This window comes from Akkermansiaceae bacterium (genome assembly GCA_017798145.1).
GTDB lineage: Bacteria > Verrucomicrobiota > Verrucomicrobiia > Verrucomicrobiales > Akkermansiaceae > Luteolibacter.
Window position 1 is genome coordinate 3,698,212 of sequence record CP059069.1, and the last position, 19,542, is coordinate 3,717,753.

Genomic DNA, 19,542 nt, shown 5'->3' on the forward strand with positions numbered 1-19,542 from the left:
ATTGCAGCAAACCGTCATCAGCACATCCGGATCATTCCGCTGCGGCGACATCCCAGCGCAGGATGCGGCCCCATTTGTTCCACTCGGTGGTGACGACGTTGCCGTCCTTGTCGAAGGTGCAGCCGTGCGGGGAGGTGGTGATGCCTTCGCGCCATTTCTCAGGGGCGACGTTGTTGGTGTTGAACTCCTTGGGGTTGTCGTTCGGGCCGAGGCGCTTCACAAGCTTGCCTTCCTTGTCGAAGATGCTGACGCCGCTGGAGAGCTGGGCGACGGCGGCGAGATCACCGTGGAAATCGACGGTGCAGGGCTTGAGGACGCCGGTGGCGAAGACGGAGATGAAATTGCCTTCGAGGTCGATGTGGACGAGCCGGTCGTTGGAGCGGTCGCAGACGAGGACGCGGGCGGGCTCGTAGCGGGTGTCGAAGGCGAACTTGTGGGCGGTGGAGAATTTCCATGGCTCGCCTTTGCCGGCGACGGTGGTTTTGAATTTCCCGTCCGCGCCGAAGATGAAGATGCGGTCGGAGCGGTATCCGTCGATGACCCAGATGTCGCCGTTAGGCGCCTTGTCGGCGTGGGTGAGGGCGAATTTGTCGCCGATTTCCTGGGGGAATGCGGATAGCGGGATCTCGAGGAGAACCTCGCCGTCGGTGCCGAGCTTGAGGACGGCGGTCTTGGGGTCGCCGAGGCAGGCGGCGTAGATGACATCCTTGCCGTCTTCCCGGACGATGGTGAAGCCGTGGTGGTTGTTGCGGGCGTTGGGGAGGTTGCGGAGATATTTGCCCTCGGCGGAATAGACCTGGATTCCGCTTTTCTCGCCGCCGACAACGGAGACGTAGAAATTTCCGGCGGAATCGACATCGATCTCGCCGTGGGAGTCTCCCACATGTTCGAGGCCTTCGGGTGTTTCCAGCCAGTCCTTGTGGTGATGGTATTCGTGGGCGGATGCGAGTGCGGCGAGTGCGGCGAGGAGTAGGATCGGTTTCATTGATTCGTTGGGATGGGGGAGCGTGGCAAGGGCGAGCCGGACTTGGAAGGGGAATTTCAGGCGCATTTCGGGCAGGTGCCGAAAAACTCGAGTTCATGATACAGCCCTTGGTAGCCGGTTTTTTCGCGGATCTCGTCCTCGAGATCGTGCACGGGGCAGGGGGCTTTGATGGCCTCGATCTTGCCGCAGCCGGTGCAGATGAGGTAGTCGCTGTGCTTCCCCGGTTGGAGCAGGGTGAAGTAGGCGGCACGTTCGTGCAGTCCGAGGCGGCGTATGATTGCGTTTTCCGTGAGCCTCTGCAGCAGGCGGTACACGGTGGCCTTGTCGCATTGGTCAACGAGGCGCGGGGATGCGGAGAGCTCGGCGAGGGTCATGGGTCGCTGTGCCTCGACAAGTGTTGCCAGCAGTTCCTCGAGCGCCTTTGTCCGGCGCAGTCCGACCTCGCGGCAGCGTTCGATGGTATGTTTGATGGTTTGTTGCATCCCTCCGGAAGGGTAGCGGCGGCTTCGGCGAAGGGAAGGGGAAATGCCCCTGTCATTTGCCCATGGCGAGTATGGCCTCGGCGAAGGCCTTGCCCATCACCGCGAAGGTCTTCGCGCAGCCGAGGTAATGGTAGCCCGCATTGGATGCGCCTCTCGCGCGCAGCGCCATTTCCTCGGGCGAGATCTGCTCGGCCTCATATTGTTTCATGTATGCCTTCTGGTCGGCGTACGACATCGAACCATCCTTGTTCGGGGTGTTCCTATTCCTGGATTTCAGGAGGTGTGCCATCTGTTTGATCTTCCCGTATTTCGCATCGATCTCGCCGAGTTTCTCATCCCAGAACGGGCCGGTCGCCACGGCGGTGACATTGCCCTTGAATTCCGGCATCGAGGCGGGAGCGGCCATCGCCTCGCGGAATTGCAGGTTGTCGCCGCCCGGATTTTTCCCGCCGACACCCATCACGCCGATGACGAAGGGCATTTTCGGTGCGCCGAGATCCTTGCGGACATCGCGGATGAAATCGGCCATCCACTCGCTGTATTTCGCGAAACGGTTGTCCTTGCTGCCGGGAGGGAGCGATGGGTAGACCTCGCGGTTGACCATGTCGTTGAAGCCCTGGAACCAGACGAAGCCAGCGATCTCGTAGCCGTCCTTCTCGTTGTAATCCGGGACGACACGCTTGATGTCGCCGAGCACGCTTTTCACGTGGGAGGTCATCAGGCGGTAGTAGTGGCCGGATTTCGCCTCCGGGTTGCGGTCTTTCTCGATGTCCTGCGGGGTGCGCGGATAGACGCCTGCACTTGGCGGGCGGTAATCGTAGAACAAGGATTTCCCGCCCCATGCGGTCTTGATGATGAGCACGGGTTCCTCGAAAGCCTCGTCCATCGTGATCCCGAAGGTGAATTCCGGGCCTATCTTCCCGCCGTCCTCCGCAGGGTTGCGGCGCGATCCATAACCGGTGGTCAGCTTGCCGAAGCCCTCGCCGTTGTCATCCCCCTTGCCGGTGAGATAGGAGATCCATGCCCCATCGCATACATGCGGTGAGCCATCGGGGTTTCGCATCTTTTTCAGCAGGGGGGCGGTTGCGGGATCGTCGCCGATGTAGTCGAAGGTCTCGATTTTGGCGTGGCCCTCCATGTTGGATTGGCCGGCGAGGATGAAAACTTTCAGCGGTCTCGCGGAGGCGGTGGCGACCAGGGCCAGTGCCGTGATGAGGATGGATGCGGATTTCATGGTTTTTCGTGGTTCAGAAAAGTTTCGCCTGCGGGTCTTCCGGTTTCGGCGGGAGCGGTGCGCCTATCTTTGCATACGCGGCGGGCATGGCCGTCCTTCCGCGCGGGGTGCGCTGGACGAAGCCCTGCATGATGAGGAAAGGTTCGTGGACTTCCTCAAGGGTCGCGGCGTCCTCGCCACAGGCGACCGCCACCGAATTCAGCCCCACAGGCCCGCCTCCGAACTTGTAGATGATGGCTTCGAGGATGCGCTTGTCCATTTCATCGAGGCCGTCGGCATCGATCTCGATCATGGCGAGCGCACCCACGGCGTTTTCCGCATCGATGATGCCACCTCCGCGTACCTGGGCGAAGTCCCGAACCCAGCGCAGCAGGGCGTTGGCGACACGCGGGGTGCCGCGCGAGCGCGATGCGACCTCCAGCGCACCCTGGCGGTGGATTTCCACATCTAACAGTCCGGCGGAGCGCTCGATGATGTCGGCGAGTTCCTCGCGGGTGTAGTAGTCGAGGCGGTTGATGAGGCCGAAGCGCGAGCGCAGCGGGGCGGTGAGCATCCCGGAGCGGGTGGTTGCGCCGACGAGGGTGAAGCGCGGCAGGTTGATCTGTATCGAGCGGGCTGAGGGGCCGGAGTCGATGATGATGTCGAGCCGGTAGTCCTCCATCGCGGGGTAGAGGTATTCCTCGATGGCCGGGTGGAGGCGGTGGATCTCGTCGATGAAAAGGATGTCGCCTTTCTGGATGTTCGTGAGGATACCGGCGAGATCGCCCGCCTTCTCGATCTGCGGGCCGGAGGTTGTGTGCATCTGTGTGCCTGCGGCCTTGGCAATTAGGTTGGCGAGCGTGGTTTTCCCCAAGCCGGGTGGGCCGGAGAGGAGTACGTGGTCTAGCACATCGCCGCGCCGTTTCGCCGCCTCAAGCATGAGCAGGATGCGATCCTTGACCTTTTCCTGGCCGATGAATTCGGAGAAGGCCGGGGGGCGGAGCGAGACATCGAAGGGGGTGTCGGGCGCTTCGGCGGTCTGCTGGTAAAAGTTCTCTGGCATGTGGGGCGGGCATTTCTAATGCAAAGACGCGGGCGCGAAAAGGTTCATGTTTCCGGCTGGTTGCGCATGAAATCCGCGACCTGCGCGAAGAGGGAATCGAGGAATGAGCGGGCGAAGGGGGGGACTTTCGTCTCGTCCATGGCCTCTGCCATGAGCTGGAGCCAGCGGTCGCGCTCGGCGATGCCGATCCTGAAGGGCATGTGGCGCATCCGCAGGCGGGGGTGGCCGCGCTTTTCCATGTAGGCATCGGAGGCGCCGAGGCGGAAGAGCATGAAGTCGGCAAGGCGCTCCTCGGAGCCCTCCCAATCGTCGGCGGGATACATGGGGCCGATGAGGTCGTCGATGCGGACGCGGCGGTAGAAGGCGGCGACCATGGCGCGGATGCCGTCTTCGCCACAGGCCTTGATCACATCTTGTTCGGTAGGGGTCATGGGGAGCTGGGCGTTTGCAGGGTTGATGGGAAAGGTCTCATCATGTCCGTGTCGCGCAGCTTGGCAAGGGTCACGGGATTTTCCTGAGGGGAAACACGCTTACCTCCACGGGCTGTGCACAGAGCATGGAGGTGGGATGGGTTTCGGGTTGGGGGAAGCCGTTGAGGGCGAAGGGGGTGGTCGCGCAGGTGGCCTGCGGCATGGGTGAGATGAGGTAGGGGGCGTGGTGCACCATGCCGCTGTGGAGTTGGCCGTTTCGATCAACGGAGAAGAGGCGGTAGCGCTCGACGAGGAACCATTCGAGCGAGCCCTCGGCCGCCGTGGCGGGGGAGGAGGGCTGCGAGGGATAGGTGAAAAGGGCTTGGGGAAGCGTGCTCTTTTTCCGGAGGCTGCAGTAGCGGATGTTTCCCGATTCCACGCAGGAGGACATGCGGGCGTGCTCGTAGGGGAGATGGAAGAAACGGCGGGCGATCTCCACGGCGAGGGGCTGGTTGCAATCGAGCGAGAAGAACCAGACTCCGGGGTTGCCGTGTTTGTCGAAGACATAGGTGCGGAGGTTGAGCTCGTGGAACCATGAGAGCCAAGGCAGCGGCGGAAGGCCGGCCGGCCGGACGCGCTGCATGAGGAAGGGGACGATGCCGAGCCATGCCTTGCCATCGTAGGTGTCTACGCGGAGGCCGGTCGGGATGCGTTCCCGGATGACTGTCGGATCGACGGGCCAGTGGAAGAAACCGAGTCCTGCCCAGAGCTGTTTCATGACGGGGAGGCCGGAGGGGCGGGAGCGCTGGGCGAGGCGTTGTGCTGGGGTGGGATGCATGCTGGTTGAGGATTGTGTCAGGCCGCCAAGGATGATGAGTCCGCCTGGCTGGAGCCATTGGTTCCGGTCCCTAGGTTCTTGAGAGATGGCAGGAGTGGGCGGCGAAGCCGGCACCGAAGGCGGTGAGCCAGAGCGAGGTGTCGGCGGGTTGGGTGCGGAGGCGTTCCTCCAGCGCGAAGAGGAGCGAGGGGCTGGACATGTTGCCGTGGTTGGCGAGGACTTGGCGGGTTTCGGTAAGGTGGAAGCCGGGGATGGCGGTCTCGATGGCCTCGATGACATCGCGGCCGCCGGAGTGGGCGAGGATCTGGTCAGGGGATTTTTGGCGGCGTTCGTAGAGTTTCGAAACGGCGGATGCTGCGAGTTCGGGGACGCTGCGGTGGAGCTGGTTCTTGAGTTTTCCGCCGGAGTTCGCAAAGCGGATTTTCTCGCGCTCGGCGGGTATGTGGTGGGTGTCGAAGCCGTGGAATTCCCAGGCTGCTCCGCTTGCGTTCTCGCCGCATAGGATGGCGGCGGCGGCGCCATCGCCGAAGAGGCAGAGGGAGATGAGGACGCCGGGATCGTCGTCGATGTAGAAGGCGGCGGATGAGATTTCCATGGCGACCACGGCGGCGCGGTGGGTGGGGTTTGCGGCGAGGTAGCCGTGGGCGGCGCGGAGGGTGGGGATGGCGGCGCCGCAGCCAAGGCCGACGAGATCGCAGAGATAGGCGTCGGCGCGGAGCCCTGCGATTTCCGCAACATGGCTGGACGGGCCGGGGCAGAGATAACCGGTGCAGGTGCAGAGGAATAGGGCGTCGATTTCATCGGCCCGGATGCCGGCTTTTGCGAGGGCGCTTGTCAGGGCGGCGGCGGAGAGTTTCGGGGCTTCGTGTTCGAAGGAGCGGTTGAGCTGTTCGGCGTCTTTTCGGAAGATGTGGGTGAGGTCGGGGGAGGTGAAGCGGCGTTGGGCGATGCCGGAGGAGGGGTTGGTGAGGATTTTTTCCAACAGGGAAAGGGAGCGGGGCTTGAGTTTCCCGATGTCGGGATGGGATTGGAGGGCGAGCCATGTCTCCGCCTGGGTGAATGCGTGGGGAGGGTTGGCGGTGGCGAGGCTTGTTAGAAACATGGCTTGGTGATGGTCTTGTCCAGTGGCTAGCGGACGAGGTGGAGGATGGGGTTGATGGGGGCGATTTTGAGGAAATGGCGGGCGGCGGGGCGGAAGAGCAGGGGGTGGAGGAATCTTGCGGCGTGGAGGCGTTTCTGGAAACGGCTGCGGAGGGCGTGGGCGATCCGTTCGCAGGTGGTGGGCCAGTTTGTTTTTGCCTTGGCGTAATCCACCAGGTGGGGGAGGGCGGTTTCCGCGGACTGGAAGGCCATGGTCATGCCGTTGCCGGTGAAGGGCGGGATGATGGAATGGGAGTCGCCGAGCGCGAGGATGCCGGGAGTGGGTGGCTGAAGGCCGAGCGCGAAGCCCGCTATGGCGGTGAAGGAGTCCGGTTTCCAATCGGCGTTTTCGAGAGCCGCCGCGAGAGCCGTGTTGCCGTTTTTCCGGAGATAGGCGGGGAGCAGGTCCCTGTGGCTTGCGCTGATGCTGCGGTCTGCGCGGAACAGCCCGCAGACGTTGGTCCATCCGTTTTCGACCGGGGTGATGCCGAGGTATCCGGTGGGGCCGCTGTGCATTTCTAGGTGGGCGCCGGTTGGGATGTTGCGGACATGCGCCTTTAGGCCGATCCATTTTCCACGGGTGGGACGTCGGCCTGCGGTCCGGACGGTGGCGGGTTTCCCAGGCTCGGTGTGTTGGCGGGAGAGGGTGCGGATTTCCGCCCCGAGTCCTTTGGCGAGTTGTTGGAGGCGGTTGTCGAGGAGGTGGCGGGAGATGCCGAGGGCTGGTTCTGGCAGCTTGTTTTCGCGCAGCAGGCGATTACCCGCGAACCATGCGACATCGGTGTGGCGGAGTGCGTCTTCCAGTGGCTCCGATATGCCGAGGGTTTCGATGGTTTGCCGTGAGATTCCGGAGATGAACTCACCGCAGACGCGGTGGCGCGGGTAGGTGCCGGCCTCGTGCAGGATCACGGGGACGCCTCGGTTCCGGAGGGCGATCGCGAGGGACAGCCCGGTGAGGCCGCCTCCGTGAATTTTTATGGTTTCGGTCAAGCCATTGACCCTAACACCGCTTTGCCATCAGGCGAGGGCTAGTTTCGCAGGATCACCATGCGGATGGATCCGCGGCAATGCGCGGTTTCCGAAATTTGATAATGTTTCCGGTCAATACGCAGCGCATCAGGCAGCTCCCCGGGGCGGAAGCCCGCCTCGATGCTCACCCGCATGTCGTGGCGGGTGATGGGGTGGATGAATGGGGTGGCGAGTTTCCCCATGAGGAGCGGGAAACTTGCGCGGAGCGGCTCGCTGAAAAGCAGGATGCCGAAGCCGCGCATCCATGTTCCGAGAGTGGCTAGCTGTGCTTCGGTGAAGTGGTGGAGGAAGAGGTTCGCGATGAGCACGCCGCCATGTGCGGGAGGGGCTTGTGCGAAAATGTCGCCCCGGTGCCATGAGATGTTTTCCGCCAGATGCGCGGGGCGGGGGGCGAGATCGTAGGCGGAGATTTCCGCCCGGGGATGAAGTTTGGAGATTTTGGAAAGCAGTAACCCATCGCCCGCGCCGATCTCGGTGATATGGGCGGGATGATCCGGGATCTTGCGGATGATCCACCGGTCGTTTCCCATGAAACAATTTATCCGTGCGAGGTCGCGGCGGGAGCGGATCGCGCCGGGGTCGTCGTGCGGGATGCTGTCGAGGAGTTCGGGGGTGAGCCTGCGGGAGGATAGGTCTGGCATTTCCGGGGAAGCGTGTTTGCAAAGGGAAGCGTTCCGTAGCAGAAACGGCCATGAAAATTTCCTCCTACACCGGCGGCATGGCGCAGACGAACGGATATCTGGTGGAGACGCCGGATGGGAATTTCCTGGTCGATGCGCCGGAAGGGATCTCCGGTTGGCTCGATGAAAAAGGGGTGCGCATCGATGCGCTTTACCTGACCCACCAGCATTACGATCACGTGGAGGATGTGGCGCTGGTCCGGGCGAAGGGCGCAAAAGTCCATGCCTGGGCACATTACTCGAAGGATCTCACGCTGGAATTGCTCGGTGCGCCATGGATTCCCGCAGTGGAGCCCTATCAGGTGGACGGCCTGATTCCGGAAGGGGTGGGCCGGTATTTCGGCGCGGATGATGTCAGGGCGGCACATGTTCCGGGTCACTCGCCGGACAGCGTGATCCTGTATCTCCCCGGCGCCGGGGTTGTGTTCGCGGGGGACGCGCTTTTCGCAGGTTCCGTGGGCCGCTGCGACCTGCCGGGCGGTAGCTTCGAGCTTCTTCTTTCCGGGATACGCAGGGAGCTGCTGACTCTCCCGGACGAGACAAAAGTCCTCCCCGGCCACGGCGGGGCGACGACGATAGGCCGGGAAAAGGCGGGCAACGGATTCCTGAAGTGAGGTGCGGAAATCACTCCGGCACGACGAGCGCCCTGGGCGGGGCTTTGAGAAGGATCTCCTTCTGTGCTTCCGGCGGGGAGGTGAAATGGACGTTTTCCCAATCCGGCCTGCCGAGCAGGCCGGTGCCGCGGAACTGGAAGAGGCCGTAGAAGGGGCGCAGCGGCAGGGTGAGCAGGCCTAACAGGCCGCGTGCGTTCAGGCGTATCGTGAAGTCGATGGTCTTGGCGGCGAGATCGACCTCGCCGTCGCCCGCAAAGGTGACGGATGTTGTGGCCGTCTGGAAATCACGGGTGCGGAGGATGCCGTCCTTGATGTCGAAGGTGAAGAAGGCCGACTTGGCGCGCTCGAAACCCATGCGTTTGTCGTTGAGGACGGCTGCCATCACCGGGGAGAGCGGGCCGAAGACTGGCACGGAAAACAGTGCGGCGTCCTCCAGGCCCATGAGACCTTGCCCGGACATTGTCCTGGCATCCGCCCCGGTGATGCCGAATTCGATGCGCCCGGTGACAAGCCCCCCGCCCTCCATTTCGAAATCGTAGGCGGTGGCCAGCGCGGGCATCGAGAGCTTGGACCAGCTCAGTTCTCCGCCGAAGCGGGATTTCCCGGAGTGGAGGAGATCGCCCGCCACCGTGCCATCGAAGGCGCCCAGGGAAAGGCCGGAGATGGCGACCGTATCTCCCTTGATCGAGACGGTCGCCTCCGGTTCGCTCACCGTGATGTCCTCCCCGAGAAACTTGTAATCCGCCTTTCCCGAGGTGCTGAATTTCACCGTGAGATCGGTGCGGCCCTGAGGGGTGACATCGACGACGCCGGAGCCGCTCAGGGAGGGCGGGCGGTGGAAGCGGTACTGCTCGAGGTCATCGGCGATCTTCGGTGCGAAGAAACGGACCATGGGCGCCGCCCAGATATCACCGGACACGGCCTCGACACCTATGGTCTTGCTGGGTGCGTCGTAGCGGATCCTGCCGACCGAGGCGGTTCCCTCGCGTGGCCCGCCGTGGGCTTTTCGCAAGGGGTAACGGGAGTAGTCAAAGGTCACGCTGCCATCGTGAAAGTCGAGTTCACCGTGGTTGACCCGGAACGAACAGCCGGCGGACTTCACCGGCACGCCCCTGTAGGAGAGGTTGCGGACGGTGCCGTGGCCCTTGTAGTCCCAGGCGTGGCGATCCTTGAGGTCGAAGGAACCCTCGAGGAAAATCTCGGTGGAAGGGTTTTCGTTTTCGGTGAAATCCCCGATGACGATCTCAAGCGGTTGCCCTGGGAAAAACGGCTTGAAGAGCGGCGCGGGCAGGGTGGAGTGCAGGGCGAGCCGCGCCTTGCTGTCCTGCACCAAGAGCTTGGCCTCCGCCGCCCCGTCCGGGCGGGTGAGCTTGAGATCCCGCAGGAACAGGTCCCCGTCCTGCCATGAGAACCATGTTTCGAGCGAGTCGAAGGAAACGCCGCGGAACATCACGGATTCGCAGAGAGCATGGCCGGTGAGGTGCACGGATGGCGCGGAATCCTCATGGAGATCGAAATCGCCGGCCGCCTGGAGACGCTGGCCGCCGCCGATGAGCAGATCGACGCCGATGGGCGCGGAGAGCCATGATTTCAGCAGGCGGGGGATATCGATGGAGGACTCGATGTCAAAGCGCCCCTCCTTGGATCCCAGCCGATAATCGGCGTGGCCGGAAATATTCCCCCTGGCATCCTGTGCGGAGAAAGAGCTGACCGTGAGCAAATATCCGTCGAGCGAGCCGCGGCCGCTGAGGTTTTCCAGGCGGTATTGCTGTTTCTCCACGGAGGCCGCCTCGATGCGGAAGTCGGCCTTGATGCTGGCCTTGTCCTTGAGGTTTCCGTTGATATCGACGTGCACCTTGGGCTGGGTTTCCGTTCCGAAATCCCATTGCTTGAGCTCGCTGAGTATCCTTGCGATCACCTCCCTGCGCCGTCCCTCGTTTTTCTCATCCTCGGAGCGGCTTCCCGATCCGGTGCCGCCTCGCAGCCTTGCGGCGACGGTGACGCCGACGCCGCCCACCTCGCCGCGCCCGTCGCGGATCTCGATGGCGTTGTCCTCCGTCACCATGATGGTGCCGTAGATCCCGGTGAAGCCCAGCGAGTCTCCGGAAGGTTTTTTCGGATCCACGGGGAGCAGCAGCCGGGCGTTCCTGAGGACGGCTTTCCTGATCCTGAATTCGCCTCCCGCGAGTTTCGCGTAATCGAGCGCCAGCTCCGCGCGCTCCAGCCGCGAGATTTCATGGATGCGCTCCGGTTCCGCGAAGATACGGACGTTCTGGGCGATGACGCCGCGCAGCGGGACATAGGTGAGGGCGGCGATCTTGACGTGCACCCCGTGCTTGGAAATCTCCTGCTCGATGGCCTCCCGCCATTCGTCGGGCAGGCCGGTCTTGTTCGCCCAGTACAGGCCTGCTCCGCATAGCGGGATGAGCGCGAACAGGATCAGCCAGACGGCTGTCCGGAGATTGTGCACGATGTGGAAACGGAGCATGGCGTGGAGGACGCGCTAAGGTATCACACCTGCCGCGCGAAAGGAAAAGAAAGCGGAGCGCCCGGGGGCGGGGCGGCCGATGATCAGATGGTCGATGAGCTTGATCTGCATGATCTCCGCCGCCTTGACGAGTCCCTCGGTGATCCTGTGGTCGGCTCGGCTCGGGGATGGGTCGCCGGAGGGGTGGTTGTGGATGAGGATGAATCCGTAGGCGTTGCGCGAAATCACGGGACGCATGATTTCGCGCGGATGTGCGGTGGTTTCGTTCACCGTGCCGATCGATACCGTGGTCGTGCTGGTGTGCTCCAGGCGTGAGTTCACCGTCACTACGACGGCGTTTTCATTGGGGAGATTGCCGAGTTGGTGAGCAAAGTGGTCATAGATCAGATCCGGGGAGTCGAGCGGAAGTGACTTGATCTTTTCGCGCGAAAGGCGGCTGCCGAGCTCGAAGGCGGCGGCCAGCTTGCATGCCTTCGCAAGCCCGATGCCCTTGTTGTTCATGTATTCGGAAACGGGCAGCCTGCGGAGTTCCTGGAGCCCGCCGTATTTCTCCAGCAAGTCGCCGGCCACCTGGATCACGTTGCGCCCTTTGTGGCCGGAGCCCAGGAAAATGGCCATCAGCTCCTCGTTGCTCAGCGAGGCAACACCGTACTTGTCGATCTTCTCGCGGGGAAGATCGTGGTCTCCGGATTCGTTGAGCAGGGACATGATTGGGCAAATGCTAAAAGGCTGGAAACTGAAATGCTAAGATAAGGCAGTGATAAATCGGAGGGCGGCGAGTAAATCTCATTTCAGTTTTCAGCTTTCACTCAATGTTCTGGATCTGCTCGCGGAGCTTCTCCAGTTCTGTTTTGGCCTCGACGACGGTCTGCGCGATGAGCGCGTCGTTGGCCTTGGATCCGATGGTGTTGAACTCGCGGAAAAGTTCCTGGCAGAGGAAATCGAGCGAGCGTCCCGAGGGCTCGGTGGAGTGGAGGTATTCGTGGAACTTCGCGAAGTGCGAGTGGAGCCGGGTAAGTTCCTCGGAAATGTCGCAGCGGTCGGCGAAAAGCGCGATCTCGCGCACCAAGCGTTCGTCATCCATTTCCAGCGGGAGGCCTAGATCGGAAAGCCGTTTCAGCAGCAGTTCGCGCTGGCGTGCGGGACGGGAAGGGGCATGGCCCGCAATCGTCTGCGTGAAAGCCATGAGCTGGCCGAGGCGGGCGAGGAAATCTTCCTGCAGGTGCTTGCCCTCGGCGGCGCGCATGGAGTTGAGGTTTGCGATCGCCTGCCCCAATGCGGGTGAAATCGCCTCCCATGCCTGCTCGTGATCGATCGCATCGGACTCTCCGATCTCCAGGATCCCGGGTTGGCGCAGGAAGTCCGTCGGTGTTGGCAACAGCTGCCGTCCGATGATGAGCGAAAGGTCGGAGAACGCCGATTCGAAGGATCTGGCCAAGGCGGGGCTGATCCGGATCTGGTCGGAAACGGCTCCTTCCGGCTTTTCCAGCTTGATCGCGAGTTGCACGCGCCCGCGCGAGATGTGGGGGAGGATCGCCTGCCTGACGCTGCTCTCCAGAGTCTGAAGCGCGCGCGGGAGGTTGACGACGATTTCCGCCTGCTTCCGGTTGATCGAGGATGCCTCGACGCTGGCCGTCCATTCGTCCGTGCTGTGGGTTCCGCGGCCGAAGCCGGTCATCGATTGCATGGAAGCGATTCAAGGGGCACCCGGACGGCTTGTCGATGGCGGACTTGTGGACGGCAATCAGGCGCCCGTTGCCGCCATTACGCCCTGCATGATGATCTGCAGCGTTGTCTTCCCCCGGAAGGTGTTGCGGTCGATTGTGAACGCGATGTCCCACGGCGGATCCGGCAATGCGTGCTCGCCGCCGCCGAAGAAGACCGCGTCCTGTTCATGATAACCCTGCCGCAGTGTCAGGCGGAGGTGCTTGTTTTTCATGTGGAAGGGCGGGCGGCTGAGCTCGACGTTGCGCGAAACGAACACCGGTTGGGGGTTTGCATTTCCGAAGGGCTGGAGCAGCTCGTAGCTTTTGAGGAAATCGAGGGAGAGCTGGGAAAACGGGATCTCCGCATCGTAGATGAGGCGTGGGCTGCGCTCTTCCTCGGTGGTGCTGGCCAGCACATACTCGGCGAGGTTCGTACGGAAACGATTCATGTTTTCCTCATGGATGGAGAGTCCGGCGGCCATCGCATGCCCGCCACCGGCGATCAGATCGCTTTGGCAGGCACGGATCGCATTGACCAGCGAGACTCCCTCGATGCTCCTGCCCGATCCCTTGCCTATCCCCTCGCCGTCGATGGCGATGACGAAGGTGGGCTTGTGGTATTGGCGCATCAGGCGGGAGGCGACGATGCCGACCACGCCGTGGTGCCAGTCGCGCGAGCCGATCACAATGACGGGATCCTTCGCCGGATCGAAGCCGCCGGAAAGCTGCTCGACGGCTTCCTTGCGGATCAGGCTTTCGTGCTCCTGCCGCTGGCGGTTGTAGGCATCGAGTTTTTCCGCAAGCTCCCCGGCGGTCACCCGGCAATCGGTGTTCAGGGTTGCCAGAGCATCCTCGGGGAAATCCATGCGCCCCGCCGCATTGATGCGCGGGCCGATGCGGAACCCGACGTCCATGGATGTAGCCTTGCCGTTCATTCCGGTGATATCCTGGAGTGCGCGCAGGCCGGGGTTGAGGGTGGAGGGAAGCGCTTTGAGGCCGTGGCGGACGAGCAGCCGGTTTTCGCCGACAAGCGGGACGATGTCGGCGATGGTTGCCACCGCGACGAGATCGAGAAGGTCTTTGAGATCCAGGTCGGCGGGTCTGGTTTTGAGGAGCGCATGGCCGATTTTGAAGACCACCCCGGCGGCGCAGAGATAGGTGAAGTCAGTGCCGCATTTCGGGTTCACCAGTGCGCAGCAATCCGGCCTTCCGGCAGGATCCGGCTCGTGATGATCCGCAATGACGACATCGATCCCCATTTCCCGCAGGTGGGCGACTTCCTTGACGGAGACCGTGCCGCAATCGACGGAGATGAGCAGATCCGGCTTGGTGCCTTCGGAGAGGCAACGGTCTATGGCTGCAAAACTAAGGCCGTATCCCTCTGCGCCTCGGCGTGGGATGAAAGGCCTGGGCTTGAGTCCGTATGCCTGGAGGATTTTCGTCATCAAGGTGATCGCGGAAACGCCATCGACATCGTAGTCGCCGTAGATGCAGACATTTTCCCTGGCATCGATTGCCTTGAGGATGCGTTCCACGGCGGGCTGCATGTCGGGCATGAGGAAGGGATCGCTGAGATCCCTGAGCTTCGGATGGAGAAAGGTTTCGATCTCATCCTCCGGGACCCCTCGCTGGTTCACGAGGTGCCGCAGGATCGCGGGGAAATCATTTTCATCCGCGCGCGAGCCCGGATCGAAGGGCTCGCCGCGTAGGATCCATCGGAAAGCCGTTGCACGCATACTGTTGCGGGGAGCTTGCACCCCGCAGCCCGACGAGACAAGGGCGGAAAGAAATCAGCCTTTCAGCGAGACCAGCTCATCGGTGTGGATGGTCTGGCGGGCGCGGTAGAGGGCGACGATGATGGCGAGCCCCACGGCGACCTCGGCGGCCGCGACGGTGATGACGAAGAAGACCAGCATCTGGCCGTTGTAGTCGGGCAGGCCGTTATCGGCGACATTGAAACGGGAGAAGGCCACCAGCGTCAGGTTCGCGGCGGAGAGCATAAGCTCCAGGCACATGAAGACGATGATGATGTTGCGGCGTAGCACGACCCCGGCGAGGCCGATGGAAAACAGCAGGCCGGAGACGAGGAGATAGTCGTTTAGGGAGGGCATGTCTCAGTTTGTTTGCCGTTTCGAGAGGACGACGACGCCGACGGTGGCGACGAGGAGCAGGACTCCGAGGATCTGGAGCGGGAGGTTGTATTCCGTGAAGAGGGTGTGGCCGATCAAGTGGACGTCGGGGAGGTTTCCGCCTTCGAGGGATTGGTTGATCTTGGTGCCCTTTGGGAAAGAATCGGCGGCGGCGGCGAGGGAGGCCTTGTCGAGCGCGGGTGCGATCTGGTTCGGCAGCTTGTTGGAAAGCACCCCGACGAGCTGGATGAAGAAAGCGCCCACCAGCACCAGGCCGGCGGCGAGCGGGGCCAAGCTTTCCGAGCGTTTCTTCTCATCCTTGAGGTCGAGCAGCATGATGATGAAAAGGAACAGCACCATGATCGCGCCGGAATAGACGAGGATCTGGATCACGCCGACGAAGAAGGCGGAGAGGCCGATGAAAAGGGCGGCGAGGCCGACGAAGGAGGTCACCATCGCGAGTGCACTGGAGACCGGATTGCGGAAGGCGATCACCGCGCATGCGCCAATGAGCATGATCGTGGAGAAGAGCCAAAATAAATATGAGGGCATTGGATGATTGGAGATTGGATATTGGGTTATGACGCCGGTGGGATGATGGGCTTGTCGCTGGGCTTGGCAGAGCGTTTGAGCCATGACATGTAACCGTTGAGAATTCGGAGCGTCTTGTTGAAATTTTCCCGTCCTGCTTGGTAAAGCTCATCTTCAATCAGGGAATCGTCATGACAGGTGATGAACTGATCCAAAACCTCGTTGAGCGAGCCTCTTGCCTGAGAGCAGAAACGATAGTTGTCCAGAAAGTGAAAGCGCCCGTGACCTTCGGCAATGTTGTGGGTGACGGAACGGGAAGCACGTTTGATCTGGTCACAAAGGCTGAACTCCCTCGATTTGATCAAAAGTGGGGCAATCTTTCGGAACACGAAAATCCTGAGCTCACGGCCTGCTTTCCAAGCCTCCAGTTCTTCAAACGTTCGTGTGGTTTCCTCGTCCATCCTCAATTATCAAATCTCCAATTCCCAATGTCCCTTACTTTAGTTCATTCCACTTGTTGACGAGTCCGACGCGGACGCCGCCGATTTCGTAGAGCTTCTTTTTGTTGTGAACCATGTCCTTGCGGGAGGTTCCGGTGATGAGGTAGTCCTTGCGGAGGTAGATGGCCTGCTCGGGGCAGACTTCCTCGCACATGCCGCAGTAGATGCAGCGGATCATGTCGATGTCGAACTCCAGCGGGCGCTTCTCGACCTTCGCCCACTTGTCGTCGGAGGGGATTTCAGAAGGGGTGATCTTGATTGCCTTGGGCGGGCAGATGAATTCGCAGAGCTGGCAGGAAACGCAGCGTTCGCGGCCCTGCTCATCGGTGACGAGGGTGGGGGCGCCGCGGTAGTATTCCGGCATGTGTTCGTCCCAGCGCTGCTCGGGGAACTGCATGGTCACGCCGAGACCCGAGGAAGCGAGGCCTTCCGCGCCGTAGGATTTCCCTCGCAGCGATTTCACCGCGTGCTTCATCGTCAGGAAAAATCCCTTGATGAGCGCGCCGAAGTAGATCTTTTCTCCGGCGTCGAGTTTCGGGCGGGTGAGCTTGATGGTGGGCATTGGGGTAAACGCTGAGATTTTGAAAACTGAAATGCTGAAACTGGATCAGGCGCGGAGGACTTTGGCTGGTGGCTCGGAGAACTTGGCTACCCAGATGATGGCGGCGGTGACTGTTACCAGGAGGAAAAAGCCGACGGCTATGATGACCTGGTTGAGTCCCGGGGCGGCGATGATGAGTGCGGCGAGGAAGACGTTGATGAGCGCGGCTTCGAAGAAGATCACCCAGCCGAGCTTCATGAGCTGGTCGTAGCGGAAGCGCGGCACCGTCCAGCGGACGAGGATGAAGAACAGGATGAAGGCGAGGAGCTTGGTGAGGAAGATTCCGACGTGGATGAAGCCGCCGATGCGGAAGTCGCCAATGGAGAAGTTTGCGATTGCGGCATCCATGCCGAAGCCCGCAGACCAGCCTCCGAGGAAAAGGGTGATGATGAGTGCGGAGCCGATCACCATGGCCGCATATTCGCCCATGAAGAACATCGCGAATTTCATCGAGGAATATTCCGTGTGGTAGCCGCCGACAAGTTCCGTCTCGCACTCGGGAAGGTCGAAGGGCATGCGGTTGGTTTCCGCGAAGATCGAGACGGTGAAGATCAGGAACGCGATGAAGGCGGGGATTAGGAAAAGCCATGCGGAATAGTCGCCGCCGTTGTTCCATGGTGCCGACTCACCCCAGAACGGCAGCAGGAGCCAGCCGTTGTCAGCCTGGTGCTGGACGATGTCGTTCAGGTTGAGCGTTCCGAAATACAGCAGGACGGGGATCACCGAGAGGCCGAGGCAGATTTCGTAGGAAATCATCTGGGCGGTGGAGCGCACGCCGCCGATGAAGGGAAATTTCGAATTCGATGACCATCCGGCTAGGGTGATGCCATAGACCGTGAGCGAGGAGATCGCGAACACGAACAGCGGGCCGACATCGAGATCGGCGATGACGAGTTTCTCGGTGCGTCCGAAGAGGGTGACATCCGGCCCGAAGGGGACGACGCAAACGGTGATGAGCGCCGGGACGACCGTGAGGGCGGGGGCGAGCCAGTAGAAGGCTTTCCTCACATGGTCGGGAGTGAAATCCTCTTTCAGGAAGAGCTTGATGCCATCCGCGATGGGCTGGATGAGCCCGAAGAAATGGAAATCCTTCTTTGCCCCGAAAAGCGTCAACGGGATCCCGACCCGGTTCGGGCCGACACGGTCCTGGATGATCGCGGAGAAGCGGCGCTCGAAATAAACGGAGAGCGGCACCAAGGGGAGCACCACCAGGAAGGTGAAGAACACGACCTTGGTGACGATGATCGCGAGGTTGATGGCGAGTTCGGGCATTGCTTGAAAAAGTGGAAAGTGATCAGTGGAAGAATCACCCATTGATGATCCCGGAGGCGGCGCGGGCGCGTTCGTTCTTGAGGAGCGGGATTTCGTAGCCGGTTTCGGTGACGACCGTGCCGAGGGCGCCGATTTTGGATAGGGTCAGGCCGTCGAATTGGGTGGTTGCGGCGGCGGTTGCCTTGAAAACGTCCTCGATCATGTGGAGGCCGGATTTTTCCCCGGTGATGGCGGCACTTAGGTCGCGGAGGATCTCCCAGTCGTCGCGGCACTGTCCCTGGGGCTCGACGGCGCGGTTGAGGCGCTGGAGGCGGCCGGTGAGGTTGACCATGGATCCGCGTTTCTCGGCGAAGGCGGCTCCGGGGAGCACCACATCGCTGGAATCGGCGGTCGGGCCGGCGAGGAGCTGGATGGAGGCGATGAATTCCGGCTTGGCGAGGTCTTCGGCGGTGAAGCCCGGCTCTGCGGTGAGATCCTCACCGAGGACGAGGAGTGCCTTGATCGAACCGTTGCGGACACCGTCGCGGATACCGGCGAGAGGTGCGGATGGGTCAGCGGAGCCCCAGACGAGTTTCGCGCCGGTGGTGTTCGGGTTGCGGTCGGCGGCGATGAGCAGGCCGTCGTTTTCCCCCTCGCGGGCGATGGTGGTGAAGTTGGCGGTCTTGAGATCCCCGGCGAGGGCGCGGACGAGGAAGAGCTCCTCGTTGGTCATGCGCGCGGAGGCGATGATGGCGATTTCCGACGGATCGTATTTCGAGAGGCTCTCCGCTGTTTTCGCGATCGCCTCCGGCCAGGCGGCGGGGCGGTGGGTGCCGTTTTCCTTGATGAGGACTTCGGTGAGGCGGGTGTCGCCGTCGATGTAGTGGAAGTTGAGGCGGTGGGAGTCCGGCATCCAGTTCGAGTTCACCGCGTCGTTCTGGCGGGGCGTGATGCGGTGGATCGTGTTGCCGCGGGTATGGATGATGATGTTCGTCCCGGTGCCGCAGTTCACGTCGATGGATGGCGTTTCCTTCAGGAACCACACGCGCATCTGGAAACGGAAATCGTTCGAGGTCAGCGCGCCGACGGGGCAGATGTCGGCGGTGTTGAGCGAGTAGTTGTTGTCCAGCAGTTTCCCCGGATGGACGGTGAGAGTGGTGTGGGTGCCGCGCTGGGTGAAGCCGAGCACCGGATCGCCGGCGACCTCGTCCATGAAGCGGATGCAGCGCGAGCACATGATGCAGCGTTCGTCATCCAGCCGGATGCGCGGGCCGATATCGACGTTCTTCGGCTTTTTCACCTTCATGTCCACGAAGCGCGAGACTCCGCGGCCGAAGCCGACGGATTGCTCCTGGAGGCGGCACTCGCCTGCCTGGTCGCAGATCGGGCAATCGAGCGGGTGGTTGATGAGGAGGAATTCCATCACGCCCTCGCGGCATTTCTCGACGAGCTCGCCGGAGGTGCGGATGCCCATGTTTTCCGCGACGGTGTTGGCGCAGGAAATCGCGGGGCGGGGCATCCAGCCGATGGGCTGGTAGCCGTTTTCGTCGTAAGTGGGATCCTGGCCGGGCGCGGGGCGGGGCGGCATCCCCATCTGCACCATGCACATCCGGCAGTTGCCCGGCACGGATAGCTTCGGGTGGTAGCAGTAGTAGGGGACGTCCTTCTTGACGTAGCGGCAGGCCTCGATCATCCGCATCCCTTTCGGGAACTGGTGCCAGACACCGTCGATCTGGACATTGACCATGCCTTTTTCGGCGGCGATGTCCTTTGGAAGTTTGGCTTCAGCGGTGGCCGTGGGGGTGTCGCTCATGACTGGGGAAAAATACGCGGATTCATGGCCCGGCAGGCCTGCGCGGACTATGTCGGGGCAAATCCGGCG

20 protein-coding genes are annotated in these 19,542 nt (G+C 62.0%); 1 reads left to right on the plus strand and 19 read right to left on the minus strand.

The features are described from left to right. Positions 1 to 31: 31 nt before the first annotated feature. The 9 genes from HZ994_15870 to HZ994_15910 all read right to left on the minus strand — a co-directional run bounded on the left by HZ994_15870 (position 32) and on the right by HZ994_15910 (position 7,801). Positions 32 to 985, minus strand: coding sequence for a hypothetical protein (locus tag HZ994_15870; protein ID QTN33725.1), 954 nt, complete (start codon positions 983 to 985; stop codon positions 32 to 34). Positions 986 to 1,041: 56 nt separating this feature from the next. Next, a complete protein-coding gene (locus HZ994_15875; protein ID QTN33726.1) occupies positions 1,042 to 1,467 on the minus strand; it encodes a transcriptional repressor in 426 nt (141 codons plus the stop codon). Between the two features lie 52 nt (positions 1,468 to 1,519). Beyond that, positions 1,520 to 2,701, minus strand: coding sequence for a hypothetical protein (locus tag HZ994_15880; protein ID QTN33727.1), 1,182 nt, complete (start codon positions 2,699 to 2,701; stop codon positions 1,520 to 1,522). Between the two features lie 13 nt (positions 2,702 to 2,714). Beyond that, positions 2,715 to 3,743: a Holliday junction branch migration DNA helicase RuvB gene (gene ruvB, locus HZ994_15885; GenBank protein QTN33728.1), complete on the minus strand. Its 1,029-nt coding sequence runs from the start codon at positions 3,741 to 3,743 to the stop codon at positions 2,715 to 2,717. A 44-nt stretch (positions 3,744 to 3,787) separates the two neighbouring features. Next, the gene (locus tag HZ994_15890) at positions 3,788 to 4,174 is read right to left on the minus strand and encodes a globin (GenBank protein QTN33729.1); all 387 of its coding nucleotides are present in this window, start codon (positions 4,172 to 4,174) and stop codon (positions 3,788 to 3,790) included. 70 nt (positions 4,175 to 4,244) lie between these two features. Then, positions 4,245 to 4,991 (minus strand): DUF2071 domain-containing protein, encoded by a 747-nt coding sequence (locus HZ994_15895; protein ID QTN33730.1) that lies wholly within the window; start codon positions 4,989 to 4,991, stop codon positions 4,245 to 4,247. Between the two features lie 70 nt (positions 4,992 to 5,061). Next, positions 5,062 to 6,093 carry a stilbene synthase gene (locus tag HZ994_15900; protein QTN33731.1) on the minus strand — a complete coding sequence of 344 codons (1,032 nt, stop codon included), beginning with the start codon at positions 6,091 to 6,093 and terminating at the stop codon, positions 5,062 to 5,064. A gap of 26 nt (positions 6,094 to 6,119) precedes the next feature. Next, positions 6,120 to 7,121 (minus strand): hypothetical protein, encoded by a 1,002-nt coding sequence (locus tag HZ994_15905; protein ID QTN33732.1) that lies wholly within the window; start codon positions 7,119 to 7,121, stop codon positions 6,120 to 6,122. 38 nt (positions 7,122 to 7,159) lie between these two features. Next, the gene (locus HZ994_15910; protein ID QTN33733.1) at positions 7,160 to 7,801 is read right to left on the minus strand and encodes a hypothetical protein; all 642 of its coding nucleotides are present in this window, start codon (positions 7,799 to 7,801) and stop codon (positions 7,160 to 7,162) included. A 50-nt stretch (positions 7,802 to 7,851) separates the two neighbouring features. Here HZ994_15910 and HZ994_15915 point away from each other — a divergent pair, with 50 nt between their 5' ends. Next, positions 7,852 to 8,454, plus strand: coding sequence for an MBL fold metallo-hydrolase (locus tag HZ994_15915; protein QTN33734.1), 603 nt, complete (start codon positions 7,852 to 7,854; stop codon positions 8,452 to 8,454). A 10-nt stretch (positions 8,455 to 8,464) separates the two neighbouring features. On the opposite strand, the gene HZ994_15920 is transcribed toward HZ994_15915, so the two are convergent. The 10 genes from HZ994_15920 to HZ994_15965 all read right to left on the minus strand — a co-directional run bounded on the left by HZ994_15920 (position 8,465) and on the right by HZ994_15965 (position 19,473). After that, positions 8,465 to 10,942, minus strand: a complete 2,478-nt coding sequence (locus HZ994_15920) for a hypothetical protein (protein ID QTN33735.1) — start codon at positions 10,940 to 10,942, stop codon at positions 8,465 to 8,467. A gap of 15 nt (positions 10,943 to 10,957) precedes the next feature. Next, on the minus strand, positions 10,958 to 11,650 hold the full coding sequence (gene radC, locus HZ994_15925) for a DNA repair protein RadC (protein ID QTN33736.1): 693 nt from the start codon (positions 11,648 to 11,650) through the stop codon (positions 10,958 to 10,960). A 97-nt stretch (positions 11,651 to 11,747) separates the two neighbouring features. Beyond that, positions 11,748 to 12,629: a YicC family protein gene (locus tag HZ994_15930; protein QTN33737.1), complete on the minus strand. Its 882-nt coding sequence runs from the start codon at positions 12,627 to 12,629 to the stop codon at positions 11,748 to 11,750. 57 nt (positions 12,630 to 12,686) lie between these two features. Next, positions 12,687 to 14,384, minus strand: coding sequence for a single-stranded-DNA-specific exonuclease RecJ (recJ, locus tag HZ994_15935; protein ID QTN33738.1), 1,698 nt, complete (start codon positions 14,382 to 14,384; stop codon positions 12,687 to 12,689). A gap of 54 nt (positions 14,385 to 14,438) precedes the next feature. Beyond that, complete coding sequence (gene nuoK, locus HZ994_15940) at positions 14,439 to 14,759, minus strand: NADH-quinone oxidoreductase subunit NuoK (protein ID QTN33739.1); 321 nt, start codon at positions 14,757 to 14,759, stop codon at positions 14,439 to 14,441. Positions 14,760 to 14,762: 3 nt separating this feature from the next. Beyond that, complete coding sequence (locus HZ994_15945; GenBank protein QTN33740.1) at positions 14,763 to 15,329, minus strand: NADH-quinone oxidoreductase subunit J; 567 nt, start codon at positions 15,327 to 15,329, stop codon at positions 14,763 to 14,765. A 26-nt stretch (positions 15,330 to 15,355) separates the two neighbouring features. After that, complete coding sequence (locus HZ994_15950) at positions 15,356 to 15,769, minus strand: four helix bundle protein (GenBank protein ID QTN33741.1); 414 nt, start codon at positions 15,767 to 15,769, stop codon at positions 15,356 to 15,358. Positions 15,770 to 15,803: 34 nt separating this feature from the next. Next, complete coding sequence (locus HZ994_15955) at positions 15,804 to 16,370, minus strand: NADH-quinone oxidoreductase subunit I (GenBank protein QTN33742.1); 567 nt, start codon at positions 16,368 to 16,370, stop codon at positions 15,804 to 15,806. Positions 16,371 to 16,415: 45 nt separating this feature from the next. After that, on the minus strand, positions 16,416 to 17,681 hold the full coding sequence (locus tag HZ994_15960; protein ID QTN33743.1) for an NADH-quinone oxidoreductase subunit H: 1,266 nt from the start codon (positions 17,679 to 17,681) through the stop codon (positions 16,416 to 16,418). Positions 17,682 to 17,715: 34 nt separating this feature from the next. Further along, positions 17,716 to 19,473: a molybdopterin-dependent oxidoreductase gene (locus HZ994_15965; protein QTN33744.1), complete on the minus strand. Its 1,758-nt coding sequence runs from the start codon at positions 19,471 to 19,473 to the stop codon at positions 17,716 to 17,718. Positions 19,474 to 19,542: the final 69 nt, after the last annotated feature.